The sequence below is a fragment of the Aeromonas sp. R5-4 genome, from assembly GCF_040908215.1.
Classification (GTDB): domain Bacteria; phylum Pseudomonadota; class Gammaproteobacteria; order Enterobacterales; family Aeromonadaceae; genus Aeromonas; species Aeromonas veronii.
The window spans coordinates 41,439-65,626 of the sequence record NZ_JBFODG010000002.1 but is presented as its reverse complement, the minus strand read 5'-3'; the positions used below and the strand labels follow the sequence as shown (position 1 = coordinate 65,626).

Below are 24,188 nucleotides of genomic sequence, written 5' to 3'. Positions count from 1 at the left end.
CGACCTGCTGCGAGAAACCGTCAACAAGGTTACAAACTGCCCAGGAACCGGAGCGTATGGACATACGTAAGCACTCTTTGCTGTATACATAAGCGAGCAGCACATGAGCCTTGATCACGGTTTCGTAGCCAGATCGTGGACAGGTTTAGACCGGATTGTCGATATCGATAAAGGTAACATCCAACCCATGCACGGTCGCCAGCCACTCCCCCAGCGCCTTGACGCCGTAACGCTCGGTGGCGTGATGGCCCGCGGCGTAGAAGTGCATCCCCATCTCGCGGGCGGTGTGAATGGTCTGCTCGGAGGCTTCACCGGAGATAAAGGCATCGATGCCCTGCTCCGCCGCCAGATTGATGTAGCTCTGACCGCCACCGGTGCACCAGGCCACGGAACGGATAAGCTCGGGACCGGTATCGCCACAAAAGAGGGGTTCGCGGCCAAGGCGCTCGGCAATCAGCTTGGCAAAGTCGGCTCCGCTCATCGGCTCTTCCAGCTTGCCCACCATGGCGACGCTCTTGCTGTTCCACGGCTCCAGACCGCGACGCACCTTGATGTCGAGCAGCTTGGCGAGCTGAGCGTTGTTACCCACCTCAGGATGGACATCCAGCGGCAAATGGTAGGCAAACAGGTTGATATCGTGGGTCAGCAGGGTCTTGAGCCGACGCTGCTTCATGCCGGTGATCTGGGCCGGTTCACCGCTCCAGAAGTAGCCGTGATGGACCAGAATGGCATCGGCCTCGGCAGCCACCGCCGCGTCGATAAGCGCCTGACTGGCGGTGACACCGGTCACTACCTTGCGAATACGCTCACGCCCCTCCACTTGCAAGCCGTTGGGGCAGTAATCCTTGATAGCGTGCGGTTCGAGCAGATGGTTCAGTACGGTTTCGAGTTTTCGATGAGAGATCATAGGGGTCCCTTATTAAGGCTCGGTCCCCTGCTTTACCAATAAAAACAGGGCCCAGGCTCAAAGCGCCAAGGGCCCCATGATAATCGAGCCGGGCCGTCAAGACCATGACAGCCCCCACACAGTACGGTTTCCCACATGCCTCAGGCTGGCAGGTCGATCCCCGCCTCCCGCATCTGGGCCAGCTTGTAGCGCAGGGTGCGCGGGCTGATGCCGAGCCGGTCGGCCACCGCCTTGCGGCTGCCGTTACAATCTTGCAGGGTGTCGAGGATGATCTGGTGCTCCTGCTGCTTGAGCTCGCTGCCGAGGCGATCGCCGCCATAGCTGCGCTCGACGCTGACAAACTCCATCTCCTGCTCGTCCAGCTCCTCCAGAATGAGGTGGTCACAATCAATGACCCCGTCGGGGCTGAGGATCAGAGCGCGCTGTACCACGTTATCCAGCTCCCGCACATTGCCGGGCCAGGGGTGGGCCAGCAACCGCTCCCGCGAGGCGTCCGTCAACTGTGGTGTCGGTAGCCCCTGCTGACTGGCATGAAGTGCCAGCAGGTGCTCCGCCAGCGGCAGAATATCCCCGGGCCGCTCACTCAGGGCAGACCAGCGCAGCGGAAAGACGTTGAGGCGATAGTAGAGATCTTCGCGAAACAGGCCATCCTGCACCGCTTTTTTCAAATCCCGGTTGCTGGTAGCGATGACCCGCACATCCAGCGGGATCATCTTGCGACTGCCGAGCCGCTCCACCTCTTTCTCCTGCAACACCCGCAGCAACTTGGCTTGCAGCCCCTGATCCATCTCGGTGATCTCGTCGAGCAACAAAGTGCCCCCCTGCGCCTGCTCGAACTTGCCGGGGCACCCCTGCACCGCACCGGTGAAGGCGCCCTTCTCGTAGCCAAACAGGGTAGCCTCCAGCATGTTTTCCGGAATGGCGGCACAGTTGATGGCGACGAAAGGCTGCTCGGCGCGGTTGGAGTTATCGTGAATGTAACGGGCCAGCACCTCTTTCCCCGTCCCGCTCGGGCCGGTCACCATCACGGTCGCTTCGCTTCTGGCCACCCGGGTCGCCAGCTGGAACAGCTCGGCAGTTTTGGGATCCCCGTAAACCACGGCGCGCTTCTCCACCTTCTGGGCGGGCACATAGCGGCTGACCTGATTAAGCAGCACCTCCGGGGAGAACGGCTTAGCCAGATAGTCGATAGCCCCTTCGCGCATGGCGCGCACCGCGCCGTCGATATTGGCGTAGGCGGTCATCAGCAGCACAGGTATCTGCGGATATTGCTGGCGGATAGTAGCCAGCAGAGTGAGACCGTCCATCCCCCCCATCTGGATATCGGAGATCACCATGTCAAACGGCTGACGGGAGAGGGCCAGCAGAGCCCGCTCGCCGCTGTCCGCTTCACGGCACTCATAACCGCCGAGCAACAGGGTATCCACCAGCGCTTCGCGCAGGCCATTGTCATCTTCAACTACCAGGATCCTGGCCTGTGTCATGCTACACCTCCAAGCTGCACCGGTTGCTGGTGCAGGGGGAACGACAGAGTAAAGCAGGTGCCTTCACCGGGAACCGAGGCCACACCGACCTCCCCCTGATGGGCACGCACTACAGATTGCACCACCGCCAGCCCGAGACCTGTGCCCTGGGAGCGAGTGGTAAAGAAGGGTTCGAATACCTGACCGAGCTGATGGGAAGGGATCCCCTTGCCATTATCGATGACCCGCATCTCCACCCGGGTACCGCTGCGCAGCGCGCTGACCAAGAGTGAGGTGGCCCCTGCCTGCTGGGCATTGGCAATCAGGTTGTTGATAGCCCCCGCCAGCGCACTGCTGTTGGCCAGCAGACAGAGATCGGGCTCCGGCGCCTCCATGTGCAGCTCGCAGCCCTGTTGCTGGCAGAAGGCCTCGGCACCGGCCTGCACTTCGGCCAGCAGCCCTTGTACCGAGATGGGGGTGACCACCTGATTGTCGCCATTGCGGGCGAACAGCAGGATGTCGTTGATCTGCTTCTCCAGATCCTGCAAACGGGCCATCAGCTTTTGCTGAAACTGAGTGCGAGATTCCGGCTTGAGGGTGCGGTTGGCCAGGTTGGCGGCATAGAGCATGGCAGCGGAGAGCGGAGTGCGGATCTGGTGGGCAAGCGAGGCCGCCATATTGCCCAGCGCCGACAGCCGCTTCATGTGGTTGATGCGGTCTTGCAGTTTACGGGTTTCGGTCAGGTCATTGATAAAAACCAGCTGGCCGGGCTGATCCGGCAGCGGTTGGGTCGAGAGCTGGACCCGGCGCCCGTCACGCAGGGAGATCTCGTGACCATCATCCTCGCGCGGCTCGAAGCAGCGGGCAATGATGTGACGCCAGAGCTCCCCTTCCAGCGGCTCTCCCAGCAGGGAGATGGCCGCCGGATTCGCGCGGGTGACCACCCCTGCCCCGTCAAGCAGCAACACCCCGGTGGGGAGCGCCTTGAAGATGGCATAGAGCTGGCTCACTTCGTGGGACTGGAGTGGCATGTCCTGCTGCTGGATTGTCATAAACCTGACCTCAAACTGGCTATTGGGTCAGGTTATTCAATTTCCATGCCACTAAATTATATGAATTAAAACAATGGATTGCGTATTGGCGTCAAGGCTTTGACCCTTAGACGTCCTTGCTCATCCCGTACTTTTTCATCTTCTCCACCAGGGTAGTACGCCGCATACCGAGCAGATCGGCGGCGCGGGCCACGACCCCGTCCTGAGACTCCAGCGCCTGACGGATCAGCTCCACTTCAAGGTCGGCCAGCATCTCTTTGAGGTTGACCCCCTCCTCCGGCAGCTGCATGGTGCGGGCCGAAGCGAGGGCGTGATCCAGCTCGGGCGGATCCTGGAACACCGCCGCCAGCGCATCCCGTTCATCCATCTCGGTCAGCCGCTCATCCCGCGGCTCGCTCGGCAGCAGGCGATAACGGCTCGGCAGATCGGCCACATCGACGATCTGGTGCGGGTAGAGGATCAGCAGCCGCTCCAGCAGGTTGGATAGCTCGCGCACGTTACCGGGCCAGGGGTACTGCATCAGCGACTCCAGCGCCCGCTGGGTCAGCCGGATAAAGCCATGGTGCTGCTCGGCATGGCGGTTGAGCAGCTCCTGCAGCAGCAGCGGAATGTCATCGATGCGATCCCGCAGCGGCGGCGTCTCTATGGGGAAAACGTTGAGGCGGTAGTAGAGATCTTCACGAAAACCCTGAGTGCGGATCATAGCCTCCAGATCCCGGTGGGTCGCCGCTATGATGCGCACATCGGCCTGAATGGGCTTGCCGCCACCGACCCGGTCGAACAACCGCTCCTGCAATACCCGCAGCAGTTTGACCTGCATCGGCATCGGCATGTCGCCGATCTCGTCGAGGAACAGGGTGCCCCCCTGCGCCAGCTCGAAGCGACCGCGACGAGCCGCGATGGCGCCGGTAAACGCCCCCTTCTCGTGACCGAACAGTTCGCTCTCCAGCAATTCGGCCGGAATGGCGCCGCAGTTGATGGGCACGAAGGGGCCACTGCTGCGGGAAGAGAGTTCGTGGATAGCGCGAGCCACCACCTCTTTACCGGTACCAGACTCCCCAAGGATCAGCACGTTGGCATCGGTCTCGGCCACCTGACCAATAAGGCGGCGAACCTCCTGGATCCCCTTCCCTTTGCCCACCAGCAAACGCAGCAGGGCCTGACCCTTGTCATGGGTCTGCTGACGAGGATGCAAGGAGACGAACGCCTGACAGAAGTGCAGATGACGGGTAAGGGATTCATAGGTAAAGGGCGAGAGCGCGACCCCGATAAAGTTGCTGTTGGGCAGATCGGCCTCAACCAGCGAGAGGAAGGGGGTACGGGGGAAAGCAGCCAGCAGCTCTGACAAGGGACGGTCGGTCAGCTCACCCACCAGCACCCCTTGCAGCGGACCGGAGGATTCGATGGCCACATCCAAATCGCTTTGTGCCACCTCCTGCCACGGGATCCCCATAAACGAGAGCACGGTTCCCAACTGTTGGCGCCGCTGCGCATCGGCATCAACAATCAACACGCCCATCTCCACCATATCCATTCCTCGCGATGTCCTGAACTAACTTATTGTTTTATTTAATGATAAAACAGCTACCGACTGTCTTTTTGCTGGCACACAAAGTGCCAAAATTCCGACGCATTGTCAAAAATTGTCGTATTCAGGCTAAGTGTATCGACAGAAACGGGAGATTAGATAAATTTTGCCGAGGAATTTTCTGCATTGGCGCCGTTGACAAACGCCGCCAAAAGCGGAAAGAAAACCGCCCTCGTCAGAGGGCAGCATGGGACACGGTGAAGCATATTCAGTGGCGATTATGGTGGTGCGGCGCCGCGTAACGACACTCGGGGAAACGGCTGCAAGCCAGAAAGAGTCGACCGGCGTGGGGGCCTTTTTTCGCCTCCCGCTCCACCAGCGGCGCATCACAACGAGGGCAGTGGTGTACCTCGTGCACTTCATCATCTTCCACATCGGCGAACAAGCTATCGATCAGCTCACCCTCACTCTGTGGCGCCTCCATCACCCCCTTGGGCTGGATGGCGGGCTCGTGGAGCGACGCAGGCGAGATCGCCTCGGCATGGGCAGTGCGACCACGCATCCCGGCACCGACATCCACGCCGTCCAGCAACAGAGGGTTGAACGTCGGCTCGCGGCGCGCCCCGTGCGGCAAATCGTCGATCAATGGTTCGCTGGTTTTGACCAGCAGCGGCAGGATCTGTTCGCGCAGCTCTTCCACCAGATAGCTGGCACTTGCCGGGATCTTCAGCAACGGCAGACCGGCGCTGTCGCAGGCGGTTTTCAGAAAGAGATCCCGCGCCTTGCGCTTCTGGTGACGGTGGGAGCTGTCATCGAGTTCGATGGCGCAGATAAAGGAGAGATCCGCGGGGTGGCAAAGCAGATAGTCGAAATGCTTGGCACTGATCTTGTTGAAGTACTGCTGCCATTTGCTTTTGCCGATCCCGGCCTGCGGCGTCAGCACATCGGCCACCCGCACCTTGGCAAAGACCCGGGCCTTGTCACCCACCGCCAGATCCAGCACCCCAAGGAACGATCGCTCAGCGGGACTGAACAGGGTCTCCTGCATATCATAGGGCAGGCGCTTTTGCTGTCTGCCTCTGCTCCAGAAGATCGCCAGCACAAGCAGCGCCAGCAACAACAATCCCGATAGGACAAGGGTATTCATGAGAGCACGATCCAGTTCACGACACGAAAGGGGAATCACTTTACCACAGCCGCCACGGAGCAAGGCAGCAGACCCGTGTATAGAAAGTGAAAAGTCCCGTCTTTTTATCTATTTGTCAGCAGGCGGGGGTTCATATGACCAGCCCCAGCAGGCACAATAGGGATAGAGCAAGAAATCCCATTTCAAGGAGAGCAGGATGCAAAAACAATTGGTGGTCACCGTGATCGGTGCAGACAAACCCGGGATCGTCGAGAGTCTGGCAGCAGTCATCAGCCGCGAGCAGGGCAACTGGCTGGGCAGCGCCATGAGCGAACTGGCGGGCCAATTTGCCGGTATCCTCCATGTCTCTGTCCCCGATGAGCACTATCGCAGCCTGTGCGAAGCACTGGCCCTGCTACCGGATCTGACCATCAGCTTTGCCGAAGGGACACCTACCGCCGAGCCAGCTCATCAAGTCATGATGACAGTGACCGGCAACGACCGCCCCGGCATCGTCCATGAAGTAGCCAGCATCCTGCGCCAGCTCGAGATCAACGTGGCCGATCTCACCACCGGCTGTGAACCGGCTCCCCACTCCGGCGCCCCGCTCTTCTATGCCCATGCGCTGGTTGCCCTGCCCGACGGGCTCGCGATGGATACGCTGATCACCGCGCTGGAATCCCTCTCCGACGATCTGGTGGTCGACATCGACGAAGCGTTCAGCGAGCAGTAACAACACTGTCATTTATTTGTCATATATTAACGCCATAACTGCCGCGCAGACGCGACCTGAAACAGAGGCACAAGATGAGCACCGACAAGCAGTATGAAGAGAAAGAGCTGAGCTGGCTCTCATTCAATGAACGGGTGTTGCAAGAGGCAATGGACAAGACGGTGCCCCTCATCGAGCGGGTTCGTTTTCTGGGGATCTTCTCCTCCAACCAGGATGAGTTCTTCAAGGTACGGGTATCGGACGTCAAGCGTCGCATCCTCATCAATGAAGTACATGGTGGCGACGATGAAGCGAAAGTGCTGCTGCGCGCCATCCAGCAAAAAGTGATGGCGCTCGGTGAAGCGTTCGACAACACCTACAAGGAGCTGTTGATTGCGCTCGCTCGCCACAACATCTTCCTGGTCAACGAGAACCAGCTCTCCGATGCCATTCAGAAGTGGCTGCGGGTCTTCTTCAAGGAGAAGGTGCTGCGTCACATCATCCCGATCCTGCTCAACAAAGAGGTCAATCCGGTCAAATTCCTCAAGGATGAGTACACCTATCTGGCCATCGAGATGAAGAAGAACGGTCAGGTGATCCAGTACGCCTTGGTCGAAGTGCCGACCGATGACCTGCCCCGCTTCTTCCAGCTGCCGCCGGAAGGGACCCGCCGCAAGAAGCAAATCATCATTCTGGATAACGTCATCCGCTTCTGCCTCGACGAGATCTTCAAAGGCTTCTTCGACTACGACGAGATTGCCGCCTATGCGGTGAAGCTGACCCGGGATGCCGAATATGATCTCTCCGACCAGCTGGACTTGAGCCTGGTGGACAAGATGAGTGACGGCTTGAAGCAGCGCCTCACCGCCATGCCGGTGCGCTTCGTCTACGAGCGGGAGATGCCCGCTGCCATGATTAGCTTCCTCAAGCTCAAGCTGCAGATCAGCTCCTACGACGCCATCATGCCGGGTGGGCGTTACCATAACTTCAAGGATTTCATCGGCTTCCCCAACGTGGGTCGTGACTATCTGGAAAACCCCAAGCTGCCGGCCCTGGATTGCCGCGATTTTGACGGCTTCGTCAACGCCTTCGATGCAATTACCAAGCAGGATATCCTGCTCTACTACCCGTACCACAAGTTCCACCACTTCACCGAGCTGGTGCGCCAGGCGGCGTTCGATCCTGCGGTCAGCGCCATTCGCATCAACATTTATCGGGTGGCCAAGAAGTCGCGCATCATCCACTCCCTCATCGATGCCGCCAACAACGGCAAGAAGGTGACCGTGGTGGTCGAGCTGCGCGCCCGTTTCGACGAAGCGGCCAACATCGACTGGGCCAACATCCTTACCGATGCCGGGGTCAAGGTGGTGTTCGGGGTGCCGAGCCTCAAGATCCACTCCAAGCTCTGCCTCATCACCCGCCACGAAAATGGCGAGGCGGTGCGCTATGCCCATATCGGTACTGGCAACTTCAACGAGAAGACCGCCAAGATCTACACCGACTTCTCGCTGCTCACCCGCAATCCGGATATCACCGCCGAAGTGGAAGGGGTGTTTGAATACATCGAGTACCCCTATAAGCGTTACAAATTCAATCACCTGCTGGTCTCCCCCATCAACAGCCGCCGTCAGCTCTATCGCCTCATCGACAACGAGCTCTCCAACGCCAAGGCGGGCCAGCCGAGCGGCATCATCCTCAAGATCAACAATCTGGTGGACAAGGATCTCATCAACCGCCTCTATGCCGCCGGGCAGGCCGGGGTGCCGATCCAGATGATCATCCGTGGCATGTGCGCCCTGCGTCCGGGCGTACCGGGCCTCAGTGACAACATCAAGGTGATCAGCATCATCGACCGCTTCCTCGAGCACCCGCGGGTGATGGTGTTCCACAACAAGGGCAACCCCCAGCTCTATATCTCCAGCGCCGACTGGATGAGCCGCAATATCGACGGCCGTATTGAGGTGGGCACCCCCATTTATGATGAGCGCCTCAAGCAGCGCATCATGGACATTCTCGAACTACAACTGAGTGATACCTGCAAGGCGCGGGTCATTGATGCCGACCAGCAGAACGAATATGTGAAGCGGGGCAACCGCCGCAAGATCCGCTCTCAGGTGGCGATTTACGACTATCTCAAACGTATCGAGTCAAACAATGGACAATAGTCTCTATGCCGCCGTGGATCTCGGCTCCAACAGTTTTCATATGGTGATCGCCCATCTGAGCGAAGGGCGTTTTCGCATCGTCGATCGCATCAAGGAGCGAGTACGGCTGGCGGAAGGGATGGATGAGCAGAAGCGGATGAGCCCGGAGGCGATGGAACGCGGCCTCGCCTGCCTGTCGCTGTTTGCCGAGCGCCTCACCAATATCAAGCCGGATCAGATCCGCATCGCAGGTACCTATACCCTGCGCCGCGCCAGCAACGCCCGCGAATTTGTAGGTGAAGCAGCCAAGGTGCTCAACCACCCCATCGAGATCATCAGCGGGCAGGAAGAAGCACGGCTCATCTATCAGGGGGTCGCCCATACCCAGCATATAGAGGGCCAGGTACTGGTCATCGATATCGGCGGCGGCAGCACCGAACTCATCATCGGTGAAGGGTTTGAACACAAGGCCCTTACCAGTCGCAAGATGGGCTGCGTCAGCTTTACCCAGAGCTTCTTTGCCAGCGGCAAGCTGAGCGACAAGCACTTCACCAATGCCGTGCTGGAGGCGCAGCACCAGCTCGCCCCCATCGTCAACCAGTACCGCAAGCTGGGCTGGCAGAGCTGTCTTGGCAGCTCAGGTTCGATCCGCACCGTGCGCGACGTGCTGCAAGGTGAGGGGCTGACCGATGGCAGTATTACGCTGGAGGGGCTGGAGCGGCTCAAGGCGCTGATGATTGAGCGCAAGCGAGTCGATAACCTCAAGCTGACAGGGCTTACCGAGGAGCGTCAGGAGGTGTTTGCCGCTGCGGTCGCCATCCTGCTCGGCCTGTTTACCTCGCTGCCCATCGAGCGGCTCGACTACTCCGACGGTGCTCTGCGCGAAGGATTGCTGTATGAGTTCGAGGAGCGCTTGCAGCACCACGATATTCGCGAGCGTACCGCACAGGCGCTCGGTACCCACTACCGGATGGACCGCAAACAAGCCGCCCGGGTGGAGCAGAGCGTGCTGACCCTGTTTGATGCCTTGCAAGAGCCCTGGCAGATGGAAGTAGAGCCCTATCGCGCTATCCTCGGCTGGGCGGCGCGGCTGCACGAAATTGGCCTTGCCATCAACTACAGCGGCATCCATCGCCACTCCGCCTATATCCTGCAACACACCGACCTGCCCGGCTTCAACCAGGACGATCAGGCACTGCTGGCCGCGCTGGTACGCTTTCAGCGCAAGGGGCTCAAGCTCTCCGAGCTGCCTCCCCTGCCCAACCACGACATGCAGACGGTGCTGCGCTGCATCCGCATCCTGCGCCTCGCAGTCGCCGCTCACCACAAGCGGCAGGACAACCTGCTGCCCGAGTGGAAAGTCGCGGTACAAGGGGATCAGCTGGTCGTGACCCTGCCGATCGACTGGTGCGAGGAGAACCGTCTCCTGATGCAGAATCTGGAGAAGGAGCACCGCTACTGTCAGGAGCAGGGCTGGCCACTGTTGTTCCAGCTCGGCTAAACCGGAAAGATAAATACAAAAGGCAGCCCAATGGCTGCCTTTTTCATATCAATCTACCCGTTACTGCAACTCGGGCAACAACCACTTGGCCATCTCGAAGTAGATGATAAGGCCGGTACCATCCACCAGCGTCGCGATGAATGGCGCAGAGACCACCGCCGGATCGATGCGAAAACGGCGCAGCACCATGGGAATAATGGACGCGACCGTGGCACTCCAGAGCACGATAGCGATGATGGTAAAGGTAACCACCATGCCAATCTGGGGACCGACGCCAAGACTCCATGCCCGTACCCAGGCCGCCATGGCAATGGCACCCGAAATGAGCAGACCGGTGGAGAGCTCCTTTTTCAGCACTGTGCCGAGATTGCGCAAACTCACCTCCCCGACCGCCATGGCTCGTACTATGGTGGTGGTGATCTGGGTGCCGCTGTTACCACCAGTACCGATCAGGAGCGGAATGAAGAAGGCCAGCGCGATAGCCGCTTCCAGCTGCTCCTCAAATGCCCGCAGCACTGTGCCGGTGTAGGCTTCCGCCACAAACAGGATAAGCAGCCAGCCCACCCGTTTGCGCCACAGCTGCCAGGGCGTCGCCTGCAAGTAAGGGGTATCGAGCGGTGATGATCCCCCCTGCATCTCGGCATCTTCGGTGGATTCGAGCTCCAGAATATCCGCCGCATCATCGACGTGGAAAATACCGACCAGTCGCCCCTGATCCTCGACCGGCAGGACCGAGAGATCGCGGTCGATGAGCAGGCGCGCTGCCAACTCCTGATCCGCACGGGCGTTGATCCGCACCGTCTCCCGATCCATCAGGGTCGCGACACTGGCCAGCGGGTCGGCGATCAGCAAGGTCTTGAGGGAGAGGCTCCCTTGCAGACGACCATCCCCGTTGACCACATAGATATGGCGAAACAGCTGGGCATTGTCCCAGGCATCGTGGATCAGCTGTTTGGCGTGACCGACCGTGTCCTCCTCCCGCACAGCCAGATATTCGTGGCGCATGTTGGCCCCCACCGACTCGGTGGGCCAATCCAGCAGGGAGTAATACATGGTCTGCGCCTGGGTCGGGAAGCGAGCCAGCAACATGGTGCGATCCTGACGACCCAGTTTGCGCAGGATGGCGACCATCTCGCGACGGGGAATGGCCTCCTGCAACACGCTGACGATGCTGCCATGGAGCCGCTGCAACAGGCGCCCGGCACTCTCGGCCGAGAGCGAGCCAAGCAGTTCGGCCCCTTGCGGAATTGGCAGGGTGTCAAAGATGCAGTTGAGCTCTTCCGGACGCAGGGTCAACAGTTGATCGGCGCGCTGAACCGGATCCAGATTATGTTCCAGCCAACCCTGCAGGGCGGCCAGATCGAGCAGTTGGTGACGGTTAAGAATGGTATGTGTTTTCTTCATCACAGATATCCTCATGTGATTTCAGGCGAGCCTGAATGCCTCCGGAAATAGCCGGATGCAACGACAAGAAAACAGCAATTTGATTGACGAGTAATAGGCAGGAAATGACGCCGTTCGGCGTGTCATCATCCCCACGTACCAGCTTTAGCACTGTATAACGTATCCGGCATGCCGGAAGCCACTTGGGTTTACACCTTAATCCGATGAAAACTGTCCTGATCTTGGGCGTCTCTGGACGTCGTGAGATCAGTGGCCTGTGTTTATACAGGAGCCTCGCCTAACGAGATGCTGCAAATAATTCGCACAACCCTCTGTTGTGCGGGCGGCATGATTATCCAATCCCGCAGGGAGGTCAACCCCGCAACCACCATTAAATTGGCAACGGCAACAGCTTGTTACAATTGGCAGGAGATGACACGGAACCAATTTTCATAGTCTGGACAAAAGCAAAGGCCCCAAAGGGGCCCTTCTTTAATTAGCGAATATAGTCAAATAACGTCAGACGGCTTATTTTACTGAAAGAGAGTTGCGAGGCACTCAATGCCGCATCCTCTTTTGACAGCGCGGAAATCACTTCATAGAGATCCGCTTCCGACACCTTGGCTCTCGCCTCGGCGTTGAGGGTACTCAATCCCTCATTGGAGCCCATAGCCTGTTCCAGGCTGTTCATCCGGCCGCCCAACTCACCCAACCCATGATCGATATTCAGGCGGGCATTTTTCATATGAACGGTGGCATCGGCTATTTTCTGCTCGAAGGCCTCGGCAGAAATAGCCGGATCTCGCAGAGCCGTAATAAAATCCGACATACCATTCAATATGTTGTCATTCTTCGGTGGATTGAGAGCAAACTGCTCAGAACTGCCCGCAGACGAGCTGACGGTCAATTCCAACCCATTGAAAGGGATCTTGGTACCAGCAGTGTAGTTACCCGTTTGCAACGTATTGCCACCAGCATCTTTGATATCATAGGTATCTGGCGGGCCTATGGTGGTTGATACGGTATAGGTGTTGCTGGGCAGTGCCGAGTTATAATTGGACTTATAGAAATTATCAAAGTTACCCTGATCGCCTATCCCAACCTTGATATTTGCTGTGGTTGCACTGGCAGTTCTTCTGGTCGCCACAATTTCAAACAGATCTTGCCCGGAATCATTGGCAGCAATTTGTACTGTGGGTGAGACCTGAATATTTCGCTGACCAGGGTCACCCTGATAAATATATTTTCCGTTGACATCTTTGATATATGGCTGGGTCTTGCTCTGATTGCCGCCAAATATAAATTCACCCGATGAGTTTTTGCTATTCATCAGGTCGAAAATCTGCTGTTGCAACCCTTCCAGCTCGCTGGCGATGGCCTTGCGATCATCGTCACTGATAGAGCCGTTATTTGATTTCTGGATCAGGGTCTGGGCACTGAGCATTGCCGTATTAAGAGAATCCAATACTGTCTCTTCATGCCCCAGGCTGTTTTCCAACAAGCTACCATTGACACTGTACTGCTTGAACAGGTCGATCTCCTTGGTCAGTGCCATCTTCTGGCTCATCCCCGCGGGATCTTCGCCGGCAGTCTGAAATTTATTACCGGTTTGCAGCTGTTGGTAGGCAGTATTCAACCGCTCGTTGGCACTGTTGAGGGAATAGATATTCCGGTCGTAGATCATGTTGGTGGTGATGCGCATGACGTTACCTCACGGAAGAGAGCAGTGTATCGAAAATGGTTTTGGCCGTGCTGACGATTTGCGCCGATGCCGCATAGGATTGCTGGAAGCGGATCAGATTGGCCGCCTCCTCCTCCAGATTGACCCCAGACACGCTTTCAAAGATGCCGGTGCTCTGGATAAGCTTGGACTCATTGGCCTTGAGCAGCGTTTTTGCCTGGCTGGTATTGTTACCCACTTCCATCACCAACCCGGAATAGGCCTGATTGAAGGTCATCTTGTCGTTGGTCGTCCCACCATTGGTGCTCTTGCGCACCAGATCCTTGTTTTGCAGCTCAGCCAGAACCAGGCCATTGCTGTTATCGGCAAAGCCATTGCTGTTGTAACTGAGCTTGAAGCTGTCACCGGCATCCACCGTTCCGGTGATGCTGAACTCGTAGCCGGGCGCCTGTTTCGGGTTGGCATAGACTGCAGCTCCGGCGGGGAAAGGGTTAACGATAGCCGACATCAGGTTTTGCCCCTTGCTGCTCGCAGGGGCAGTGCCAATCAGGGTAGTGCCATCGGCTTGAAACACCTGATAGTTACCGTTGGCGTCAATCTTGACGACCTGAGGCGCTGTCGGGCTCAGACTATTGGTACCAAAACCTGACCCCGCACCTGTATTGAATACGCCACCCAGTTTGATATCAGCCCCGCCGCCATTATTGGTGGTCTTTTCCGCTTTAAGCGGAGAGGCCAGGGCCAAATCTTCCGGTCGGGTGATCAGCTGACCCAGACCGGCGGCCGCACTTTTGGTTGGTTGCAGCAACAGTTTGTCACCCGCAGCCGGCGTGCCGGTGAGATCGATCGAGATCCCGTGCCCGGTCAGCTCAAAGGTTGTTGGTGGGGTAGCCCCCGCAGTGATCAAGGTACGATTGCCAGACTTGTCCAGCGAAAACACCTCATAACCAGTGGCACTGCTAAATTGCACTTCGTAATCAAACGGGGTCACTGATGTCCCCTTGCCCGGCACGAAGCTGACATTCGCCCCGACCGTCCCCGTGTTATTGCCGTAGGGTAAGCCCTTGCTGGCAGGCAGGGTGAAAATATCGCCGCCAATCTCGTTATCCAGATCCATCCCGAGGCGGTTCTGCTGGTTCATCGCATCCGCCATCGCCACGGCCAGCTGCCCCAGTTCGCGCTTGGTCGGCTCAAGGTCGGTACGCGCCTTGAACAGCCCCCCCATGGCACCACCAAACGTATCGTGATCGATGGTTGCCTTGTTCGCCCCCAGGGTCAGCTGCAGCTCCTGATCCCGGGAGTCAGGATCTCCTGCAATCACCTTGAACTGGGCGACGCCCCCATCGAGGATCAACGAATGGCCAGTGCTCATATTGACCAGCATGCTGCCGTTGGGTTGAGCTACGGTGCGAATATCCATCTTCTCCGACAGCTGGCGGATCGCCTCATCCCGCTGATCAAACAGCATCAGGTTCTCTTCGGGTGACCCCTGGGTGCGGATGATGGCCTGATTAAGATCATTGATACTGGTGAGCAGGCTGTTGACCTGCTTGGTTTCATCTTCGATACGGGTGTTGAGGGTATCGCTCTGCTTGTCGAGCTGCGCCGAGAGGGTATGAAAACGGTTGACCATGCCACTCAACTCCGTCATCACCACCTTGCGCCCACCGATCTCGGCAGGCGATTCATTGGCTGAGTGAAATGACTTGAAGTAGGAGGTGATGGCCGCCCCCACGCTGTTGCTGGTATCCCCAAGCAAGCTGTCAACGCCAGCCAGCTGTTCATAATGGGTCAGGGAGGCATGATAGGCAGAGGTATCACGGCGCACCTCCCCCTGCATATAGTCGTTGATCACCCGCTCGGTCTTGAGGTCACCGGTCCCCAGACCGATGGTATTGGTATACACCAGCGTACGCTCACGCACATAGCCCTGGCTATTGACGTTCACTATGTTGTTACTGGTGGTCTGCAGCAGGCGTTGCTGTGCCAGCACGCCCGATGAACCAATCCCAAGCAGGTCGCTTGCCATACGTTACAGCTCCATCTCGTTGTATTGGGCAATGGCATCACTGCGCAATACCTGTTTCAATTTTCTGGCGTAGTGCGGGTCGGTGGCATAACCCGCCTGTTGCAGCGCCTCAAAGTAGCGATCAGGACTATCCACCTTCGCCAGGGCGCCCTTGTAGCGAGAGCCGGAAGTGAGGAAGTCCACATAGTCGTTGAAGCTCTCTTCAAACGACTCATAGGAGCGAAATGCCGCTTTCTGGCGGGAGGCGACGCCTTGCTCATACTCGAGCGTACTGACCACAGCCTTTGGCCCTTCCCAGCGCGGATCGGCCTTGATACCAAACAGGTTATGGGTCACCTGCCCCTCGCCATCCTTGATCACCCGCTTGCCCCAACCGCTCTCCAGTGCCGCCTGGGCGACCAGTACCGCCGGGCTTAACCCCAGCTTGTCGGCCGCTTTCTTGGCCAGCGGCATCAGGCGATTGACGAACTCTTCCGGCGTATCGAACTCTTTGCCCCCACTACCGGTGGCACTGCCCTCTTCGCTGGTCATGCGTCCCATGGGCGGAATGCTGCGGTGCGGTCGACGGGGCATAGTGAGTGCGTGGCTCTCCTTGACCCCCTCGGTCATCTCTTTTTCAGCAAAATCTTTGCCAACTTTTGATGCCGCGATCAAATCATCGGCAGCGGCCGTGGGTGGCTGATAGGGTTTGTAGGTCCGTTCGGTGCGCTGCGGCATCTTGAGCACCCGTCCATCCTGATGGGTAAAGGTCTCGGGAGAGAGCTGTTTAGCCACCATGTCCGCCAATCCCAGCCCCCCCTTGCTGGACATGTCGGCAACCCGCTGCTCATCCAGCATCCCTTCATAGAACTGGGTATAGCTGCTGTTCATCGGGTTGTCCTGAGTCAACACCCCGTTGGCCTGACGCATGCTCTGAAACAGCATCTGGGTAAAGATTGACTCGAACTGGCGTGACGCACTTTTGAGCGCTTCGGCCTGCCCCTCTTTGCTTTGGCTCATCTGGCGCAGACGGTCCAGGTTCTTGATATCCTGTACCATCCCGAGATTCATGCCGCTGTTGCTGTCAAACTCCGCCATTTTGCTTACCTCATTGCCACCCGTGGCAACCACTTGCCGCTTGTTACAATATGACCAGTTGCCCCTCGATGGCGCCTGCCTGCTGCAGCGCCTCAAGGATGGCCATCAAATCACCGGGGGCGACCCCGACCTGATTGACCGCCCGGACCAGATCGTCCAGGGTCGCACCGGTATCAAACTTGAACATCCGCCCCGGCTCCTGCTGGACATTGATGGTCGAGTTGTTGGTCACCGTCGTCTCTCCTCCCGCCAACGGGTTGGGCTGGGAGACCTGCTGGTTTTCGGCGATGGTCACCGTCAACCCGCCATGGCTGATGGCCGCCGGTTTGAGCTTGACCTGACTGCCGATCACTATGGTGCCGGTGCGGGAGTTAACGATGATCTTGGCCGCCTCGTTGGCCGGATCCACCTCCAGATTCTCGATGGTGGCGAGATAGGAGACCCGCTGACCCGGATCCCGCGGGGCATAGACCTTGACCGAGGTAGCATCGAGCGCCTGAGCTGTATTGGGCCCCACCAGATCGTTGACCACATCGGCCAGACGGCGCGCCGTAGTAAAGTCGGGGCGGTTAAGGTTGAAGGTGATAGTGTCACCCTGACTGAAGGAGTTGGGCACCTCCCGCTCCACGGTCGCACCGTTGGCAATCCGTCCGACGGTCGGGGTATTGATCACTACCTTGGAACCATCAGCCCCCTCGGCCCCCAGACCACCGACCACCAGACTGCCCTGCGCGACCGCATAAACCCGCCCATCGAGCCCTTTCAGGAAACTCTGCAGCAGAGTGCCGCCCCGCAGGCTCTTGGCCTCGCCGATGGCAGAGACCGTCACGTCGATGGTCTGGCCCGGCTTGGAGAAGGGGGGCAGGTCGGCATGGATCGCCACCGGCGCCACATCCTTGATCTTGGGCTTGATGTTGTCCGGCACCTTGATGCCAAAGTTGTTGAGCATGGTACGGAAGGTCTGCTCGGTGAAGGCGTTGTTCTTCTCGCCAGTGCCGGGCAACCCCACCACCAGACCGTAACCAATCAGCTGGTTGTTACGCACCCCTTCAACCGAGCTGATGTCCTTGATCCGAGCCGCATTGGCCACGCCCAAGGGCAGCAGACAGCAGAGCAGTGTGACAAGACGGAGTGACTTCATAACATCTCCTAGAGCGGCCACCAGGGACCATTGAAAAAGCTGGTAAGCCACCCTTGCTCCTGGCTATTGGCCAGATCGCCGGTACCACCGTAGTAAATGCGGGCATTGGCCACTTTCTGGGACGAAACGCTGTTATCAGACGTCACGTCCTCCGGGCGAATAAGGCCGGTGATCCGGATATATTCATTGCCATTATTAAGCATGATCCACTTCTCGCCGCGCACCACCAGATTGCCGTTGGGCAGTACCTTGGCCACGCTGACCGAAATATTGCCCTGCAGGCTGTTGCTCTGATCCGCCTTGGCCTGGCCCTTGAACGCGCTGTCTTGAGCAATGGAGGCTGAGAGATCATAGGGGCTGGCGGTCACGGGCACGCCACCCAACTTGACCGGGTCCAGATTGAACTTGTTATTCTTGCCACTCTGGGTATTGGCCTTTTTCGAGGCGGAGGTCGACTCCGACAACTCGATGGTAATGATGTCGCCTACCTTGTGTGCCTTGATATCCGAATAGATGCCATTGACCTGATCCGGCTGGAAAATCGCCCCTGTCGGTCGCACCGACACCGGCTCCGACTCCCCGTAGACGGGGGAAAACTCGGGATCATCAGGCTTGGGCGTATTGGGAGTGCTGCTACACCCTCCCAGCACCAACAATCCCAGCATCCATACGGCTTTCATCATGCACCTCCTAATTAGGTACGCTGGATCAGGAAGGACATCATGCCGTCCACGGCGGAGAGCACCTTGGAGTTCATCTCGTAAACCCGCTGAGCCTGAATGAGGTTCACCAGCTCTTCGGTCACGTTGACGTTGGAAGTCTCCAGCATCCCCTGCTTGATCACCCCCAAGCCATCGGCACCGGCAGTCCCCTGCGCAGCAGCGCCGCTGGATTGGGTCTCGACAAACATGTTCTCCCCCATCGGCTGCAAGCCGCTGGCATTAACGAAGTCGGAGATGTTGATCTGACCGACGACCTGAGAAGCGCCATCGCCCTTGAGCTGCACCGAGACCTGGCCATCTTCACCCACCGTAACGCTCTGGGCGTTTTCCGGGATCTGGATTTCCGGTTGCAGCGGGTAGCCATTACCCGGGGTCACTATGGTCCCTTCATCGTTGAGGGTGAACTGACCGTTACGGGTATAGGCCGCACTGCCATCCGGCAGCTGAATTTCAAAGTAGCCACGACCACTGATCATCAAATCGAGCGAGTTGTCGGTGGTTTGCACGTTGCCCTGGCTGTGGTTTTTCTGGGTCGCCACCACCTTGGCACCCGCCCCCAACATCAGGCCGGAAGGAAGCTCGGTATCGGCAGAGGAGCGGCCACCGGGCTGATTGATGTTTTGATAAAGCAGATCTTCAAAGATGGCCCGTGACTTTTTAAAGCCCACGGTGCTGGCGTTCGCCAGGTTGTTCGAGGTGACCGAAATATTGGTCTGCTGTGCATCCAACCCGGTCTTGCTGATCCAGAGTGCGGGATTCATAGGTAACTCCTTGATTAGCTGATTCGCAGCAGTTGGGTTTGAGCTTCATCATTCTCTTCGGCCGTCTTCATGATTTTGACCTGGGTTTCGAACTGGCGTTGCAGCCGGATCAGGTTGGTCATCTCATCCACCACATTGACGTTGCTCCCCTCAAGGGAGCCGGCAATCAGGCCGACATTGGCAGAGGCGGGTTCATTCTGGCCATCCTTGCGGCGAAACAGACCATCTTGCCCTTTCTCCACCGCATCGGCGGCCGGATTGACCAACTTGATCCGCTGAAAATCTTCCGGCAAGTTGGCGGCAGCCCCCTCCGGCCGACCGCTGATGGTGCCATCCCGATTGATCTCGAGTTTCTCCATCGGCATAGGCAATACGATGGGCTGACCACCGTCATCCACCACATTCAGTCCGGTCGAGGTCTGCAAGTTGCCGGTCGCATTGACCTGCAAATTCCCCATGCGGGTATAGGCCTCACCGCCCTTGGGATCCTGCACGGCAATCCAGCCCGGACCATCCACCGCCACGTCCAGATCCCGTCCGGTGGTCATCAACATGCCATGCTGCAGGTTCTGACCCGGGCGCTCAGCCATGGCAAACACCCGGCTTGGCAAGCCCTCACCGAACGCCTGCATGCTTCTGGCCTGCTCGAAATCGGACTTGAAGCCGGTGGTATTGGCATTGGCGAGGTTGTTGCCGCGAACAGCCAAGCTGTTCATGGTCTCTTTGGCACCGGACATGGCGATATAAAGCAGGTGATCCATGGAATTCTCCGTCAAACAGATGACTCTGACAGGAGAAATGCAATTAGAGTGCCAACAGCAGAAATATGGGGGGATAAGGATGGGAATGCGACAGAAACAGAGCGGGGGCCAAGCCCCCTCTCATTATCATTTATTGCGCGATTAACGGATCTGCAGGATGGTCTGCTGCAGCGAACTGTTGACCTCCAGAGAACGGGAGTTGGCTTGGAAGTTACGCTGGGCAGTGATCAGGTCCACCAGCTCGGATGTCAAATCCACGTTGGACTGCTCCAGCGCTGAAGATTTTATGCTACCAAACGTACCTGAATTAGGAGTACCAGGCAATGCATCCCCTGAGAGCAGGGACTGCCGCCAAGATGTGTCACCAACCTGAGTCAATCCTTGCGAGTTCGCAAACTTGGCCAGCGCAACCATAGCCACTTTTAACGTCGTAGCATTACTGTACGTGGCAGAAACAACACCGTCCGGCGTAATTTCAACCTTTGTTAGACGGCCCACTGTCGCACCATCCTGAGTCAATTTGTTGACTTCAAAAGGTGAGTTGTATTGGGTAACAGTCCCAAGACGAATTTCCAACGTCTGGGTCGGATCTGCACCATTGTTGATAATCCCTGCACCACCAGCGCCATTGCCCAACGCAACAGTCTTGATAGGCGCAACCGGTATTGTTGTATCCAGCTTACCCGAAGGAGTAAATGTCATCTGCAGACCAGTGGGAATACCTGCTCCTGGACTCGCAGTACCACCATTAATATTTATAGGCTTGTCCCCTTCATACATGAACATACTCCAAGTTCCCGGGTTCAGAGGCTGCCCCGCATTGGCCGGATCTTCATGGCGGACAAAATATTTGGTGATTGTATGGGGAGCACCAAGCGAATCATAAATAGTTACTGATGTTGAATGAGCATATGTTGACGAGTTAGTGCGATCAAAATTAGCGGGCAAAGTAGGCTTTGTTTTACTATCGATACTCAAGTTAAAACTTGCCTCCACCAATGAAGTCATTTTAGGCTCACCAGCCCTATCAGGTATTTGAATAGGCTTGGTTGCATTAATACTGACTGCCTTGGGCGTACCATCAGGATTAATTTCATAGCCTTGCAGGTAATGGCCCTGATTGTTGACCATATAGCTGTTTTCATTGAGCTTAAAGGCGCCGGCACGGGTATAGGTGCGATCCAGGTTGGTCAGGCCATCGGAAGTCACAAAGAATCCATTCCCCTGAATCGCCAAGTCCAGCGCGTTATTGGTAAATTGCAGCGCCCCCTGGTGGAACTGCTGGGCAACCGCACCGGTCGCCACACCGTTACCGACCTGAGTCTTGGCATTGACAAAGATGGAGTTGGCGTAGACATCCGCAAACTCGGCACGGGACTCTTTAAAGCCCATGGTGTTAACGTTGGCAATGTTGTTGGCGGTGACGTTCAAGTCTTTTTGTGCCGCGTTGACACCGCTCAAGGCATTGTTAAATGACATATCCAGCTCCTTAGATCGATGCTGTCGACGTGGTTTTTGACGGTGTAACCGTCGGATTTGAATTGGTGCCTGAAATTTGCAGAATATTGTTCAGATATTCGCTCCCCAGCCCTCTCAAGTTGAGGCGAGTTGGGTTAGTTGCATTGCCCAAGGCAACGCTATCCACTTTGGCATAAGCGTATGAAGCAATATTTTCCGACTTGCCATCAAGAGTACCGCTAGCTTTGACGACATACTTGCCTGCAGAAACTCGGTTACCAGCCTTGTCTGTACCATCCCAAGCAACTTCAACGTTACCTTTTTGCTCTCCTTCCAGAGGAAACTCTTTGATAACTTGTCCTTTTTCGTCTTCGATAGTGATTTTGATATTCGCATATTTATTAGTAGTACCAACCGCTACAACTGCTGATAGTGGCCCCTCTTTGTCTAAATAGCTTATATTGCTTGGCAGTAGCACATTTTGACCTACCAAAGAGGATGCTTGCAGGGCTTGACTAGAAATCATCTGGTCATTGAGTTTCCCCATCTGGGTAGACAGACTACTGATCCCCTCCGACGTAGACATGGAGGCCATCTGTGAGAGCATCTGGGCATTGTCGACCGGCTTGAAGGGGTCTTGATACGACAATTGCATTGTTAGCAGCTTCATAAACGAAGCCTGATCCAGCTCTTTCTTCGGCGCCGTTGTGCTGCCTGTCGTCTGGGTCGTGGTACGGCTGATGCCGTTCACGTTATTGGTTGTATCGACCATGCTGCATCCCTCCTATCAGGATTTGCCAAGCTGGAGCGTCTGCTGCAGCATCTTTTTGGCCGAATCTGCAACCTGTACGTTGGTCTGGTAGCTGCGCGAGGCGTTGATCATGTCGGCCATCTCTTCAACCATGTTGACGTTTGGCTTGAAGATAAAACCGTCTTTATCCGCCATCGGGTGGTTGGGGTTGTACTCCTTGAGCAGTGGCGCCTTGCTCTCAACAATCCCCTTCACCTCAACCCCGACCGAGCCCTGCTTGTCAGACATCGCCTGATCGAGCTGGGCGGCAAAGACTGGCCGCCTGGCGTGGTAAGTATTTTCCACACTGGAGCTGACGCTGTCCGCGTTGGCCATGTTGCTGGCAACTGTGTTGAGGCGCACTGACTGTGCACTCATAGCCGAGCCTGCTATGTCAAAGACCTTGAACAAACTCATCACTGCTCTCCTTTCAGTGCCTTGAGCAGGCCACTGATCTTGCTATTCATAAATTCAAGGGAGGTTTGATACTCGAGGCTATTGCGCAGAAATTCGCTGCGCTCCTGCTGCACATCGACTGTATTGCCGTCACCTGTATCCGGTTGCAGCGGGTTGCGATATTGCACGGTACCCGGGGCGTCCATATTCAAGGCAAAGTGCTTTTCGCTGGTCGTTGCCAAACCAAAACCCTGATGCGACTGGGCCTCCTGCAATGCCTGAGCAAAATTGATATCCCTGGCTTTGAAGCCCGGGGTATCTGCGTTGGCAATATTGCTGGAAAGCACCTCAGCACGCTTGGCGCGAACGCTTATGGTGTGTTGATGCACACCGAATGCCTTGTCAAATGAAAGAGCCATAGCACACCTCCTGCTTGGTTTATTTTGTTTGCAAGAGGTGTGCCATAAGCAAATCACTCAGTTCGATGGTTTGGGTATGAGCACATTGCAGACCGAAAACGGCAGGAGCATCTCGAGCCTTGAGTCAGACGGCATCATTTGGCCACCTTAAGGTTGCAACCACTTTTGCAGTGGCGAGATATGGTAGGTAAATAGAAAGACTGAGCTGTAGATTAAGAAAGAGGGAAGCTCGTAGCTTCCCTCTTTGCATGAACTGGCAATATTCGGCAGACCCCGAATATCAAGGCCATCAGGCCTATTTGACCTTGTAGACAATCCCCGGATTACAGCGGATCATCTCGAACCGGTCGGTCAACCCGGCCAGTGACTCCGACGCGCCCAACATCAGATATCCACCGGGGTTGAGACTGGCAGCAAACTGGTTGAGGATCTTCGACTTCACTTCCGGCGCAAAATAGATGAGCACGTTACGGCAAAAGATAATGTCAAACTTGCCGAGCAGACTATAACTCTCCAGCAAGTTGAGTGGCCGGAAGGTGGTCAATTTTCTGACTCGCTCGGCAACCCGCATCTTGTTGTCACCGTAAGGCTCAAAAAACATCTTCTTGCGCTCCGGTGACAAACCGCGCGCCAGAGCAAGGCTATCGTAAACGCCTTCCTTACACTGATTGAGCATGGTCGTCGAAATATCCGTCCCGACAATCTGTACGCCACCAGGCAAGGTCCCCGGCTTTTTCATCTGCTGCTCCAGTGCCGTCATGGCAATGGAATAGGGTTCCTGACCTGACGAGGATGCAGCCGACCAGATCTTGATGGGGCGGCCACTTTTCCCCAACTCGGGGAAAATCTTGTCGGTAAGAAGCTGAAACGGATAAGTATCACGAAACCAGAGGGTCTCGTTGGTCGTCATAGCATCCACCACGGCCATTTTCAGATCACGCTCTCGCACACTCATTGCACGGGTAACCAGATCAGACAGACTATCGATGCCAAACTGAGCCATCAAAGGTGAAAGACGGCTCTTCACCAGATACTGTTTGTTATCCCCCAGCACAATTCCGCTCTGTACCGCCAGAAAGTTGCTGAACTGTTTGTATAAGTCGTCCGAAAGTGTCTTCATGCAGCTGTTCTTCTTTA

General features: G+C 56.8%; 21 protein-coding genes and 1 riboswitch. Of the genes, 3 read left to right on the top strand and 18 right to left on the bottom strand.

Annotated features, from left to right (window positions below):
* Nucleotides 1-145: 145 nt before the first annotated feature.
* From AB5Y83_RS01585 to AB5Y83_RS01565, 5 genes are all read right to left on the bottom strand, one after another.
* Nucleotides 146-907, bottom strand: coding sequence for a Nif3-like dinuclear metal center hexameric protein (locus AB5Y83_RS01585; RefSeq protein WP_368174580.1), 762 nt, complete (start codon nucleotides 905-907; stop codon nucleotides 146-148).
* 140 nt (nucleotides 908-1,047) lie between these two features.
* Nucleotides 1,048-2,391: a sigma-54 dependent transcriptional regulator gene (locus AB5Y83_RS01580; RefSeq protein ID WP_258721253.1), complete on the bottom strand. Its 1,344-nt coding sequence runs from the start codon at nucleotides 2,389-2,391 to the stop codon at nucleotides 1,048-1,050.
* A complete protein-coding gene (locus tag AB5Y83_RS01575) occupies nucleotides 2,388-3,422 on the bottom strand; it encodes a PAS domain-containing sensor histidine kinase (RefSeq protein WP_368174579.1) in 1,035 nt (344 codons plus the stop codon). Before AB5Y83_RS01575 ends, AB5Y83_RS01580 begins: the two co-directional genes overlap by 4 nt.
* A 106-nt stretch (nucleotides 3,423-3,528) precedes the next feature.
* Entirely contained in the window at nucleotides 3,529-4,950 is a 1,422-nt protein-coding gene (locus AB5Y83_RS01570; protein WP_181222195.1) for a sigma-54 dependent transcriptional regulator, read from the bottom strand.
* A gap of 268 nt (nucleotides 4,951-5,218) precedes the next feature.
* Nucleotides 5,219-6,097, bottom strand: a complete 879-nt coding sequence (locus tag AB5Y83_RS01565; protein ID WP_368174578.1) for a DUF2726 domain-containing protein — start codon at nucleotides 6,095-6,097, stop codon at nucleotides 5,219-5,221.
* A 196-nt stretch (nucleotides 6,098-6,293) separates the two neighbouring features.
* On the opposite strand from AB5Y83_RS01565, the gene AB5Y83_RS01560 reads away from it, so the two are divergent.
* The 3 genes from AB5Y83_RS01560 to ppx all read left to right on the top strand — a co-directional run bounded on the left by AB5Y83_RS01560 (nucleotide 6,294) and on the right by ppx (nucleotide 10,433).
* Complete coding sequence (locus AB5Y83_RS01560; protein ID WP_005334134.1) at nucleotides 6,294-6,809, top strand: glycine cleavage system protein R; 516 nt, start codon at nucleotides 6,294-6,296, stop codon at nucleotides 6,807-6,809.
* 74 nt (nucleotides 6,810-6,883) lie between these two features.
* Complete coding sequence (gene ppk1, locus AB5Y83_RS01555) at nucleotides 6,884-8,953, top strand: polyphosphate kinase 1 (protein WP_005350671.1); 2,070 nt, start codon at nucleotides 6,884-6,886, stop codon at nucleotides 8,951-8,953.
* Nucleotides 8,943-10,433: an exopolyphosphatase gene (gene ppx, locus AB5Y83_RS01550; RefSeq protein WP_368174577.1), complete on the top strand. Its 1,491-nt coding sequence runs from the start codon at nucleotides 8,943-8,945 to the stop codon at nucleotides 10,431-10,433. The genes ppk1 and ppx overlap by 11 nt, the downstream gene beginning before the upstream one ends.
* A 60-nt stretch (nucleotides 10,434-10,493) precedes the next feature.
* Here the strand turns inward: ppx and mgtE are convergent, their stop codons facing one another.
* The 13 genes from mgtE to AB5Y83_RS01485 all read right to left on the bottom strand — a co-directional run bounded on the left by mgtE (nucleotide 10,494) and on the right by AB5Y83_RS01485 (nucleotide 24,171).
* Nucleotides 10,494-11,837 carry a magnesium transporter gene (mgtE, locus tag AB5Y83_RS01545; RefSeq protein ID WP_368174576.1) on the bottom strand — a complete coding sequence of 448 codons (1,344 nt, stop codon included), beginning with the start codon at nucleotides 11,835-11,837 and terminating at the stop codon, nucleotides 10,494-10,496.
* A 122-nt stretch (nucleotides 11,838-11,959) separates the two neighbouring features.
* Nucleotides 11,960-12,129: riboswitch (M-box (ykoK) riboswitch) on the bottom strand.
* 183 nt (nucleotides 12,130-12,312) lie between these two features.
* A complete protein-coding gene (flgL, locus tag AB5Y83_RS01540) occupies nucleotides 12,313-13,518 on the bottom strand; it encodes a flagellar hook-associated protein FlgL (RefSeq protein ID WP_021231055.1) in 1,206 nt (401 codons plus the stop codon).
* Nucleotides 13,519-13,522: 4 nt separating this feature from the next.
* Nucleotides 13,523-15,526 carry a flagellar basal body rod C-terminal domain-containing protein gene (locus tag AB5Y83_RS01535; RefSeq protein ID WP_368174575.1) on the bottom strand — a complete coding sequence of 668 codons (2,004 nt, stop codon included), beginning with the start codon at nucleotides 15,524-15,526 and terminating at the stop codon, nucleotides 13,523-13,525.
* Between the two features lie 3 nt (nucleotides 15,527-15,529).
* Nucleotides 15,530-16,603, bottom strand: coding sequence for a flagellar assembly peptidoglycan hydrolase FlgJ (gene flgJ / locus AB5Y83_RS01530; RefSeq protein WP_021231057.1), 1,074 nt, complete (start codon nucleotides 16,601-16,603; stop codon nucleotides 15,530-15,532).
* Nucleotides 16,604-16,646: 43 nt separating this feature from the next.
* Nucleotides 16,647-17,744, bottom strand: a complete 1,098-nt coding sequence (locus AB5Y83_RS01525; RefSeq protein WP_005350664.1) for a flagellar basal body P-ring protein FlgI — start codon at nucleotides 17,742-17,744, stop codon at nucleotides 16,647-16,649.
* A gap of 8 nt (nucleotides 17,745-17,752) precedes the next feature.
* Nucleotides 17,753-18,424 (bottom strand): flagellar basal body L-ring protein FlgH, encoded by a 672-nt coding sequence (gene flgH / locus AB5Y83_RS01520; protein ID WP_005350662.1) that lies wholly within the window; start codon nucleotides 18,422-18,424, stop codon nucleotides 17,753-17,755.
* A 14-nt stretch (nucleotides 18,425-18,438) separates the two neighbouring features.
* On the bottom strand, nucleotides 18,439-19,227 hold the full coding sequence (gene flgG / locus AB5Y83_RS01515) for a flagellar basal-body rod protein FlgG (protein ID WP_005334158.1): 789 nt from the start codon (nucleotides 19,225-19,227) through the stop codon (nucleotides 18,439-18,441).
* A 14-nt stretch (nucleotides 19,228-19,241) separates the two neighbouring features.
* The gene (flgF, locus tag AB5Y83_RS01510; RefSeq protein WP_005334159.1) at nucleotides 19,242-19,988 is read right to left on the bottom strand and encodes a flagellar basal-body rod protein FlgF; all 747 of its coding nucleotides are present in this window, start codon (nucleotides 19,986-19,988) and stop codon (nucleotides 19,242-19,244) included.
* Nucleotides 19,989-20,129: 141 nt separating this feature from the next.
* Nucleotides 20,130-21,467, bottom strand: coding sequence for a flagellar hook protein FlgE (flgE, locus tag AB5Y83_RS01505; RefSeq protein WP_021231059.1), 1,338 nt, complete (start codon nucleotides 21,465-21,467; stop codon nucleotides 20,130-20,132).
* Between the two features lie 10 nt (nucleotides 21,468-21,477).
* Nucleotides 21,478-22,218, bottom strand: a complete 741-nt coding sequence (locus AB5Y83_RS01500) for a flagellar hook assembly protein FlgD (RefSeq protein ID WP_021231060.1) — start codon at nucleotides 22,216-22,218, stop codon at nucleotides 21,478-21,480.
* A 15-nt stretch (nucleotides 22,219-22,233) separates the two neighbouring features.
* Nucleotides 22,234-22,653 carry a flagellar basal body rod protein FlgC gene (gene flgC, locus AB5Y83_RS01495; RefSeq protein ID WP_005350658.1) on the bottom strand — a complete coding sequence of 140 codons (420 nt, stop codon included), beginning with the start codon at nucleotides 22,651-22,653 and terminating at the stop codon, nucleotides 22,234-22,236.
* Entirely contained in the window at nucleotides 22,653-23,051 is a 399-nt protein-coding gene (flgB, locus tag AB5Y83_RS01490) for a flagellar basal body rod protein FlgB (RefSeq protein ID WP_005334169.1), read from the bottom strand. Before flgB ends, flgC begins: the two co-directional genes overlap by 1 nt.
* A 295-nt stretch (nucleotides 23,052-23,346) precedes the next feature.
* A complete protein-coding gene (locus AB5Y83_RS01485) occupies nucleotides 23,347-24,171 on the bottom strand; it encodes a protein-glutamate O-methyltransferase CheR (protein ID WP_021231061.1) in 825 nt (274 codons plus the stop codon).
* Between the last annotated feature and the right edge of the window lie 17 nt (nucleotides 24,172-24,188).

Coding starts and splice junctions, on each gene's coding strand:
- AB5Y83_RS01585 (WP_368174580.1), bottom strand. CDS start 907: ATGATCTCTCATCGAAAACTCGAAACCGTACTGAACCATCTGCTCGAA.
- AB5Y83_RS01580 (WP_258721253.1), bottom strand. CDS start 2,391: ATGACACAGGCCAGGATCCTGGTAGTTGAAGATGACAATGGCCTGCGC.
- AB5Y83_RS01575 (WP_368174579.1), bottom strand. CDS start 3,422: ATGACAATCCAGCAGCAGGACATGCCACTCCAGTCCCACGAAGTGAGC.
- AB5Y83_RS01570 (WP_181222195.1), bottom strand. CDS start 4,950: ATGGTGGAGATGGGCGTGTTGATTGTTGATGCCGATGCGCAGCGGCGC.
- AB5Y83_RS01565 (WP_368174578.1), bottom strand. CDS start 6,097: ATGAATACCCTTGTCCTATCGGGATTGTTGTTGCTGGCGCTGCTTGTG.
- AB5Y83_RS01560 (WP_005334134.1), top strand. CDS start 6,294: ATGCAAAAACAATTGGTGGTCACCGTGATCGGTGCAGACAAACCCGGG.
- ppk1 (WP_005350671.1), top strand. CDS start 6,884: ATGAGCACCGACAAGCAGTATGAAGAGAAAGAGCTGAGCTGGCTCTCA.
- ppx (WP_368174577.1), top strand. CDS start 8,943: ATGGACAATAGTCTCTATGCCGCCGTGGATCTCGGCTCCAACAGTTTT.
- mgtE (WP_368174576.1), bottom strand. CDS start 11,837: ATGAAGAAAACACATACCATTCTTAACCGTCACCAACTGCTCGATCTG.
- flgL (WP_021231055.1), bottom strand. CDS start 13,518: ATGCGCATCACCACCAACATGATCTACGACCGGAATATCTATTCCCTC.
- AB5Y83_RS01535 (WP_368174575.1), bottom strand. CDS start 15,526: ATGGCAAGCGACCTGCTTGGGATTGGTTCATCGGGCGTGCTGGCACAG.
- flgJ (WP_021231057.1), bottom strand. CDS start 16,603: ATGGCGGAGTTTGACAGCAACAGCGGCATGAATCTCGGGATGGTACAG.
- AB5Y83_RS01525 (WP_005350664.1), bottom strand. CDS start 17,744: ATGAAGTCACTCCGTCTTGTCACACTGCTCTGCTGTCTGCTGCCCTTG.
- flgH (WP_005350662.1), bottom strand. CDS start 18,424: ATGAAAGCCGTATGGATGCTGGGATTGTTGGTGCTGGGAGGGTGTAGC.
- flgG (WP_005334158.1), bottom strand. CDS start 19,227: ATGAATCCCGCACTCTGGATCAGCAAGACCGGGTTGGATGCACAGCAG.
- flgF (WP_005334159.1), bottom strand. CDS start 19,988: ATGGATCACCTGCTTTATATCGCCATGTCCGGTGCCAAAGAGACCATG.
- flgE (WP_021231059.1), bottom strand. CDS start 21,467: ATGTCATTTAACAATGCCTTGAGCGGTGTCAACGCGGCACAAAAAGAC.
- AB5Y83_RS01500 (WP_021231060.1), bottom strand. CDS start 22,218: ATGGTCGATACAACCAATAACGTGAACGGCATCAGCCGTACCACGACC.
- flgC (WP_005350658.1), bottom strand. CDS start 22,653: ATGAGTTTGTTCAAGGTCTTTGACATAGCAGGCTCGGCTATGAGTGCA.
- flgB (WP_005334169.1), bottom strand. CDS start 23,051: ATGGCTCTTTCATTTGACAAGGCATTCGGTGTGCATCAACACACCATA.
- AB5Y83_RS01485 (WP_021231061.1), bottom strand. CDS start 24,171: ATGAAGACACTTTCGGACGACTTATACAAACAGTTCAGCAACTTTCTG.